Consider the following 7,956-nt stretch of genomic DNA (forward strand, 5'->3'; position numbering starts at 1 on the left):
GGTTAAAATTTAATTGAACTTATTCTCTTCCCTTGACCAGTTCGACGTCCAATCCAAGGCTTTGCAACTCTTTAATCAACACGTTGAATGACTCCGGAAGGCCCGGCTCAAGGAAAGGTTCTCCTTTCACAATGGCCTCGTAAATTCTTGATCTTCCTGGAACATCATCGGATTTTACCGTTAAGAATTCCTGCAGAATGGATGCCGCACCGTAAGCCTGAAGTGCCCAGACTTCCATTTCTCCCAAGCGCTGACCGCCGAATTGCGCCTTGCCTCCCAGGGGCTGCTGAGTCACCAACGAATAGGGACCAATGGATCTCGCATGAATCTTGTCATCCACCAGATGGTGGAGTTTCAACATATACATGACTCCGACGGTCACAGGCCTCTTAAAGGGTTCGCCCGTTTTCCCGTCGCATAGCATAATCTGTCCTGACGACGGGAGACCGGCGGTCACCAGGAGGTCTTTGATTTCCTTTTCCATGGCTCCGTCAAAAACGGGGCTGGAAACATGAATTCCAAGTGTTTTCGCGGCCCAGCCAAGATGGGTTTCCAAAATCTGGCCTACGTTCATACGGGAAGGAACGCCCAGTGGATTCAAAACAATATCCACAGGTGTACCGTCTGGCAGATAGGGCATGTCCTCCGCCGGCAGTATCCTGGAGACCACACCCTTATTGCCGTGACGTCCGGCCATTTTGTCACCCACCTGCAATTTTCTCTTCATTGCGATATAGACTTTGACCAGTTTAATCACGCCAGGAGGAAGCTCATCACCTTTTTTCAGACGACCCACCTTTTCGTCATAAATCGTTTGTAGCATTTCCATCTGGTCTTTCGTGTAGCGTTCGATCTCGGTGATCTTTTCAGCCTCGTCGTTCTCAACAAGCGAAATGTCCTTTAAATCACTGTCAGAAATCTTGTTGAGAATATCTTCGGTAATCTTTTTTTTCTTTTGAAGCAGCGTTTCTCCCGTTTCACGATCCATAATTTCACTTGAAACGGTTTGATCAAGGAGTATTTTCCTGATCTTCTTGCTCTTTTCCTCTTCGAGTAGCCGAAGCTCATCCTGATGGTCTCTCTGAATACGATGAATGTCGTCAGTTTCAATGCTCTTGGCTCGTTCATCCTTATCGATTCCTCGCCTGGAAAATATTTTGACGTCGACCACAATACCTTCGATCCCCGGAGGAACATATAACGAAGCATCTTTCACATCTCCGGCCTTTTCGCCGAAGATTGCCCTCAGTAATTTTTCTTCCGGTGTCAACTGGGTCTCCCCCTTCGGAGTTACCTTACCAACGAGAATATCCCCGGGTTTGACTTCTGCGCCAATCCGGATAATTCCTGACTCATCCAGATTCTTCAATGCTTCTTCGCTGACATTTGGAATATCGCGGGTAATGTCTTCTTTCCCGAGTTTCGTATCTCGAGACTCGATTTCGAACTCTTCAATGTGAATGGAGGTGAAACGGTCTTCCTTGACACAGTTTTCACTCACCAGAATAGCGTCTTCAAAGTTGTATCCTCCCCAGGGCATGAATGCGACCAGGATATTTTTACCGAGGGCGAGCTCTCCTTTTTCAATTGATGGGCCATCCGCAAGAACGTCTCCCTTCTTGACTTTTCGACCCACCTGAACAATCGGTTTCTGAGTGATACAGGTATTCTGGTTCGAACGCTGGAATTTAATGAGATTATAAACGTCAAGTGCAACATCCGGTTCCTTCTGGGAAAGTTCTTTCTCTTTTCGAGTCAGTTCCGCACGGACGACTATTCGGGTTGCGTCGACGCTTTCAATCACTCCGGAACGTCGTGCAAGAACAACGTATCCCGAGTCTTTTGCGACGATTGCTTCCATTCCGGTCCCGACAAACGGAGCTTCCGTTTGAAGCAGGGGAACGGCCTGTCGTTGCATGTTTGATCCCATCAGGGCCCGGTTTGCGTCGTCATTTTCGAGAAACGGGATCAGGGCCGTTGCAACCGAGACGATCTGTTTGGGAGAAACATCCATGTAATTGATCTTCTCGGGGGTCACCATCACAAAATCGCCCCCATGTCTGGCAGAAACCATATCAGCCGTAATTTTCCCTTTCACATCTATTTTGGTGTTTGCCTGCGCAATAATATATTTGTCCTCGTCGATCGCGGAAATATAAACGACTTCGTCGCTGACCTTTTCGTTTTCAACCATTCGGTAAGGAGACTCAATAAAACCGAATTCATTCACTCTCGCGTAGGTGGCCATTGAAGTAATCAGTCCGATATTTGGTCCTTCTGGCGTTTCAATAGGACAAATCCGGCCATAGTGACTCGGATGAACGTCGCGCACTTCAAATCCGGCCCTCTCACGGGTCAATCCACCAGGACCTAAGGCCGATAACCTTCTCTTGTGGGTAATTTCGGCCAGGGGATTGGTTTGATCCATGAACTGTGAAAGCTGGCTGGACCCAAAGAATTCTTTTATGACCGCAATTACCGGTTTGGAGTTGATGACGTCATGGGGAAGAACCGTTTCAAGATCAAGCAGGTTCATTCTCTCCTTGATCGTCCTTTCCATCCGCACCAGACCGACTCTGAACTGGTTTTCCAGCATTTCCCCCACGGATCGAACTCTTCTGTTTCCGAGATTGTCAATGTCGTCGATCTCCCCTTTGCCGCTTTTCAAATTGATCAGATATCGAACCACTTCAACCACATCCTCCTTGGTCAGGGTTCTCAGGTCAAGCGGAAGTTCGAGGGACAATTTCTTGTTGATTTTAAGCCGTCCTACCGGAGATAAATCATATCGTTTCGTGTTAAAAAAGAGGTTATCAAACAACAATTTTGCGGCATCAATGCTTGGGGTTTCGCCCGGACGAATTCGTTTGTAAATTTCCACCATCGCTTCCTGCTGAGAGGCGACCTTTTCGATGCCGAGTGTATCTCGAATTACAGGAAGGACCTGAATATTGTCAATAAAGAGAAGTTGAAATTGCCCGATACCGCCAGCCAGAATTTTTTCAACAACCGGCTGGGTGATTTCCTGATTGCGGTCAAGAATAATTTCACCAGTCCGGGTATCAATTAAATCATTGAGAGTGACCCGGCCCAGAAGCTCTTCATCGGGAAGCGCAATCTCCTTAAATCCAGCAGCCTTTAATTTTTTTATATGAAGCCTATTGAGCTTTGTCCCTTCTTTGGCGATCACTTCTTTCGTTTTCTTATCGATCAGACTGTGAGGCGCCTTGAGCATGCCCGAATGAATCTCCGGATCGAGTATTCTGAAGAACTTCCCGTCTTTCAGGACGATTTCTTCGATCGGATAATAATTTTTTAAAAGATCTTCGACCGTATATCCAAAAGCCTTTAACAAAATTGTTGCCGCAAGCTTTCGCCGTCGATCGATACGGACATAGAGGATATCTTTCGCATCAAACTCGAAATCAAGCCAGGATCCTCGATAAGGGATAATTCTTGCTGAATAAAGGACTTTGCCACTTGCGTGAGTTTTGCCCTTGTCATGGGTAAAAGAGACACCCGGAGACCTTTGAAGCTGGCTTACGACAACCCGCTCTGTTCCATTGACAATAAAAGTTCCGTTTTCGGTCATGAGCGGAAGTTCGCCAATGTAAACTTCCTGCTCGCGAACATCTTTCACCTTCTTGGCATTTGTTTTTTCATCCTTGTCCCAGACCATCAGCCGAACACGGATCTTCAGCGGAGCAGCAAAGGTCATCCCTCTTTCCAGGCATTCCAGGACATCATATTTGGGAGTGCCAATCGAGTAATCAAGGAATTCAATCATTGCAGTATCATTGTAGTCTGTAATGGGAAAGACAGACGTAAAAGCCGACTGAAGACCAAAGTCTTCGCGCTGTTCCGGGGAAACGGCCAATTGGAGAAAATGGTCATAAGAACGTTTCTGGATTTCAATCAGGTTCGGAATTTCAATCTTGGTCCCAATCTTTGCAAAATCTTTTCGAGTCCTTAAGGTGTCGGTATGATTTGACATTCAATTTCCTCTTGTCCCCGATCTTCCTGAAAAAAGAGAGCGGGGCGTATTTTTTACGCCCCTGCTGCTAATTTCAAGACATGGATCAGAGAATTAAAAGTTTTTGTATACTAGGGGCTTGTGTCGCCCCCTTCACCGGCAGAGCCGGATGAAGCTTTCCCCTCTTGCTCGCTTACGCTCGCTGGGTATTTATTTTATCTCGACCTTTGCGCCTGATTCTTCCAGTTTCTTCTTCATCGTCTCTGCTTCTTCTTTTGCCACACCGGTCTTGACGGCTTTAGGTGCCGCCTCCACCAGGTCTTTGGCTTCTTTCAATCCCAAATTGGTCAATTCCCGAACGACCTTGATGACCTGGATTTTTTTGTCCCCTGCACTGGCCAAAATAACGTCAAACGCGGTCTTTTCTTCTACAGCCGCGGCAGCGCCCGCTCCGGCGCCTCCCACATGAGCCACCGCTACGGGAGCCGCAGCACTAACTCCGAATTTCTCTTCCAGCATTTTGATGAGTTCTGCCAATTGCAGTACCGGCATCTTTTCTACGGCAGAAATTATTTCTTCATTGGTCATCTTCATTCTCCTTTATTTCAATCGATTATTGATAAAATAATTTTAGACTCCCGCGGCCTCTTTCTTCTCTTTAACCGCACTGAGGGCATAAACGAATTTATTAATCACACCATTTAACGTTCCCACAAAGCCATAGAGAGGGGACTGCATTCTGGAAAGCAGCTGTCCAATCATGACAGAACGGCCTGGCAGACTCGCAACTTGCTGAATCCCTTTCACATCAAGGAGTCTTCCTTCCATCATGCCGCCTTTGAGCTTGAAAGCTTTCTGTTTCTCAGAAAACTCCTTGGCTGCTTTAATGGATCCAATCGGATCATGGTATCCAAAAACCACTCCAATAGGACCTTCAAAATACTCCAGTATCGGCTTATATTCGGTATTTTCAATGGCCTTTTGAACAAGCCGGTTTTTCATGACCTTAAATTCGCCGTCGGCTTTACGGACATTGACCCGGAGCTGCCTCAGAGTTTCTCCGTTTAATCCGGCATACTCGGATAAAATCACTGCGCTTGCCTTGTTAAATCGTTCCGAAATCGCGCGAATTTCATCTGATTTTTCTGTTTTATTCATGTTTTACTCTGTCCTCCTTTCTTGAAATCTTTTTAAATCGCTTCCAAGAAAGAAAAATGATTTAGGGAAATGATCATTTTATTTCAGTCTCGGCAGGCAATGGTATAACCATTCTTAACGATTTAATATCGACCTACTGTCTTAGACATTTTTGGCCCATGAACTCAAGGTTCGAAGGGCAGTTTCAAATCAACTGACTTCTCGGTTCACACTGCCCGGATTGACCGCCACTCCCGGACTCATCGTAGCGGAAAGCGTTATCGATTGCAGGTAAGTGCCTTTGCTCGTTGCAGGCTTGGCCTTTATAACGGCTTCTAAAACGGCCATTCCATTCTCAAAAAGAGCCTCTTCGCTGAATGACTTCTTCCCGATAGGAATATGAAGAACCCCCGCTTTTTCAACTTTGTATTCCACTTTGCCCTTACGAATATCCGCGATGGCCCTCGCCACATCAAATGTGACTGTACCGGTTTTTGGATTGGGCATAAGGCCGCGAGGACCCAACACTTTTCCCAGTTTACCGACGGTTCCCATCATATCGGGCGTCGCTACAACGGAATCAAAATCAATCCATCCTTTCGAAATTTTTTCCGCCAGATCTTCACCGCCAACATAATCTGCTCCCGAGGCGGTTGCTTCTTGCTGCTTTTCTCCTTTGGCAAATACCAATACTTTAACTTTCTTCCCCGTTCCATGGGGAAGAACGACGGATCCGCGAACCATCTGATCAGAATGTTTAGGATCCACACCTAATCGAATCGCAAGGTCAACACTTTCATCAAATTTTGCAAATGCGATCTGTTTAACCAATCCGACCGCATCTTTAAATTCATAATTCTTATCACCGACTTTTGCCTGTGAAGCCGTAAATTTCTTGCCCATTCTTTTACTCCCTTTTAATCATCTCATTTATAGGCTTCTCAAAAAACACCTTATACAAGGCCGCAGCTTCGCGGCGACGGAGGCGTACGTGGCTGGTACGTTGAGGAAGCCGAGAAGCGAGAACGAAGTAGAAGTGCTTTTTCAGAAGCCTTAGTTAATCGATAACTTGGATACCCATACTGCGCGCCGTCCCCCTGATAATCTGAACTGCACCGGGAAGATCCACCGCATTGAGATCCGGCAGCTTTGTTTTCGCGATCTCTTCAACTTGAGCGGCCGTCACTTTCCCCACCTTGTCTTTATTAGGAACCGCAGCTCCCTTTATGACTCCCGCGGCCTTCTTTAATAAATCCGAAGCCGGAGGTGTCTTCATGATAAAGGTAAAAGTGCGGTCTGAAAACACCGTGATGACCACCGGAATAATCGTATCGCCCTGAGCCTGAGTCTTGGCATTAAAACTCTTGCAGAATTCCATGATATTTACGCCATGCTGACCCAACGCCGGGCCGACCGGGGGAGCCGGGTTGGCTTTCCCGGCGGGAATCTGTAATTTAACAAATGCAATCGCTTCTTTTGCCATTTTTAACTAGCTCCTTAATGATTTAAATTTTTTCAACTTGCAGGAATCCCAATTCGACAGGTGTGGGACGACCAAAAATGGAAACAAAGACTTTTAATTTACTCTGCTCCAGATGAACTTCTTCTACCGAACCATTAAACCCAAGGAATGGCCCATCGACAATACGGACATTTTCACCTTTTTGAAACTGGACCTTGCTTCTGGGTTGCGCAGTCCCGGTATCGATCTGGATTTGCAAAGTTTGGACCTCTTCTGGGGACAGGGGAACCGGTTTATCACTTCCCCCAATAAATCCAGTGACCTTCGGGACGCTTTTGACCAGTTGCCACGTTTCATCTTCCATTTCCATTTCAATCAGGACATATCCCGGGAAAAACTTTTTATTTGAGACTTTCTTTTTTCCTTCCTTAATCTCCACGACTTCTTCCGTCGGAATCATGATTTTTCCGAACTTGTCTGCCATTCCGGAGGTCTGTATCTTCTCTTCGATGTTTCCCTTAACTTTCCCTTCAAATCCTGAATAAGTATGGATGACATACCAATTTTTACCCATTCAATTTTCCTATATGAAATAAGATTACGCACTGGCCTGGCCAAATGCTTCGGTTACTTAAAATAATATTTTTAACATCCATCTAATGAATGACCAATCGAACAACTTTCATCAATAGCGAGTCTACCGAGGCAAGAAAAAAACCTAAAATCAGGACAAAAATGATGACCACGGTGGTGGAGCCGATGGTTTCATTTTTTGTCGGATAAGAAATTTTTTTTAGCTCCCCCTGCACCTCTTTAAAAAATTCCGAAATTTTCTGAAAAAATTTCTTCATGATCCGGTCCTATGCTCCTTTATCCCTCGGCTAACCTGATACGATTGAAATTTTAATTACAGGCCAGGAGGGAATCGAACCCCCAACCTCCGGTTTTGGAGACCGATGCTCTGCCAATTGAGCTACTGGCCTATTAGAGGGGCTCACGTCGCCCCCTCCACCGGCAGAGCCGGTTGGAGCCTCCCCCTCTCGCTCACTTTGTTCGCTGAACTATAACACCTGCAGAACCAGCGGCTCTGCTTATTTGACCTCTTTATGTCCTTGCTGTTTACGGCAAAACTTGCAGAATTTTTTTAACTCAAGACGATCAGGAGTATTTCTTTTATTTTTCTTCGTCGTGTAATTCTTTTGCTTGCATTCCAAACAGGCTAAGGTAATAATTTCTCTCATTTCACTTTTTTCCTTATTACGCGGTGATTTCGCTTATGACGCCGGCACCTACGGTTCGTCCACCTTCCCGAATCGCAAACTTCAATCCCTTCTCCATCGCAATCGGCATAATTAATTCCACCGCAATGCTCACATTGTCTCCA

General features: G+C 45.9%; 9 protein-coding genes and 1 tRNA gene. All 10 read right to left on the reverse strand.

Annotation, left to right across the window (positions count from 1 at the left end; all coding sequences use genetic code 11):
• Positions 1 to 19: 19 nt before the first annotated feature.
• Positions 20 to 3,994 carry a DNA-directed RNA polymerase subunit beta gene (gene rpoB, locus HY200_06725; protein MBI3594639.1) on the reverse strand — a complete coding sequence of 1,325 codons (3,975 nt, stop codon included), beginning with the start codon at positions 3,992 to 3,994 and terminating at the stop codon, positions 20 to 22.
• Positions 3,995 to 4,183: 189 nt separating this feature from the next.
• Complete coding sequence (gene rplL, locus HY200_06730; protein ID MBI3594640.1) at positions 4,184 to 4,561, reverse strand: 50S ribosomal protein L7/L12; 378 nt, start codon at positions 4,559 to 4,561, stop codon at positions 4,184 to 4,186.
• Positions 4,562 to 4,603: 42 nt separating this feature from the next.
• Positions 4,604 to 5,131, reverse strand: a complete 528-nt coding sequence (locus tag HY200_06735) for a 50S ribosomal protein L10 (protein MBI3594641.1) — start codon at positions 5,129 to 5,131, stop codon at positions 4,604 to 4,606.
• 189 nt (positions 5,132 to 5,320) lie between these two features.
• Positions 5,321 to 6,013 carry a 50S ribosomal protein L1 gene (locus HY200_06740; protein MBI3594642.1) on the reverse strand — a complete coding sequence of 231 codons (693 nt, stop codon included), beginning with the start codon at positions 6,011 to 6,013 and terminating at the stop codon, positions 5,321 to 5,323.
• Between the two features lie 154 nt (positions 6,014 to 6,167).
• On the reverse strand, positions 6,168 to 6,593 hold the full coding sequence (rplK, locus tag HY200_06745; protein MBI3594643.1) for a 50S ribosomal protein L11: 426 nt from the start codon (positions 6,591 to 6,593) through the stop codon (positions 6,168 to 6,170).
• A 22-nt stretch (positions 6,594 to 6,615) separates the two neighbouring features.
• The gene (nusG, locus tag HY200_06750; protein MBI3594644.1) at positions 6,616 to 7,146 is read right to left on the reverse strand and encodes a transcription termination/antitermination protein NusG; all 531 of its coding nucleotides are present in this window, start codon (positions 7,144 to 7,146) and stop codon (positions 6,616 to 6,618) included.
• Between the two features lie 82 nt (positions 7,147 to 7,228).
• Complete coding sequence (gene secE / locus HY200_06755; protein ID MBI3594645.1) at positions 7,229 to 7,423, reverse strand: preprotein translocase subunit SecE; 195 nt, start codon at positions 7,421 to 7,423, stop codon at positions 7,229 to 7,231.
• 59 nt (positions 7,424 to 7,482) lie between these two features.
• A tRNA-Trp gene (locus HY200_06760) sits at positions 7,483 to 7,555 on the reverse strand.
• A 108-nt stretch (positions 7,556 to 7,663) separates the two neighbouring features.
• Positions 7,664 to 7,813, reverse strand: a complete 150-nt coding sequence (gene rpmG, locus HY200_06765) for a 50S ribosomal protein L33 (GenBank protein MBI3594646.1) — start codon at positions 7,811 to 7,813, stop codon at positions 7,664 to 7,666.
• Between the two features lie 16 nt (positions 7,814 to 7,829).
• Positions 7,830 to 7,956, reverse strand: a 127-nt coding sequence (tuf, locus tag HY200_06770) for an elongation factor Tu (GenBank protein ID MBI3594647.1), incomplete at its 5' end; no start/stop codon positions are given.

It is taken from the genome of Nitrospirota bacterium, from assembly GCA_016194305.1.
Classification (GTDB): Bacteria; Nitrospirota; Nitrospiria; order JACQBW01; family JACQBW01; genus JACQBW01.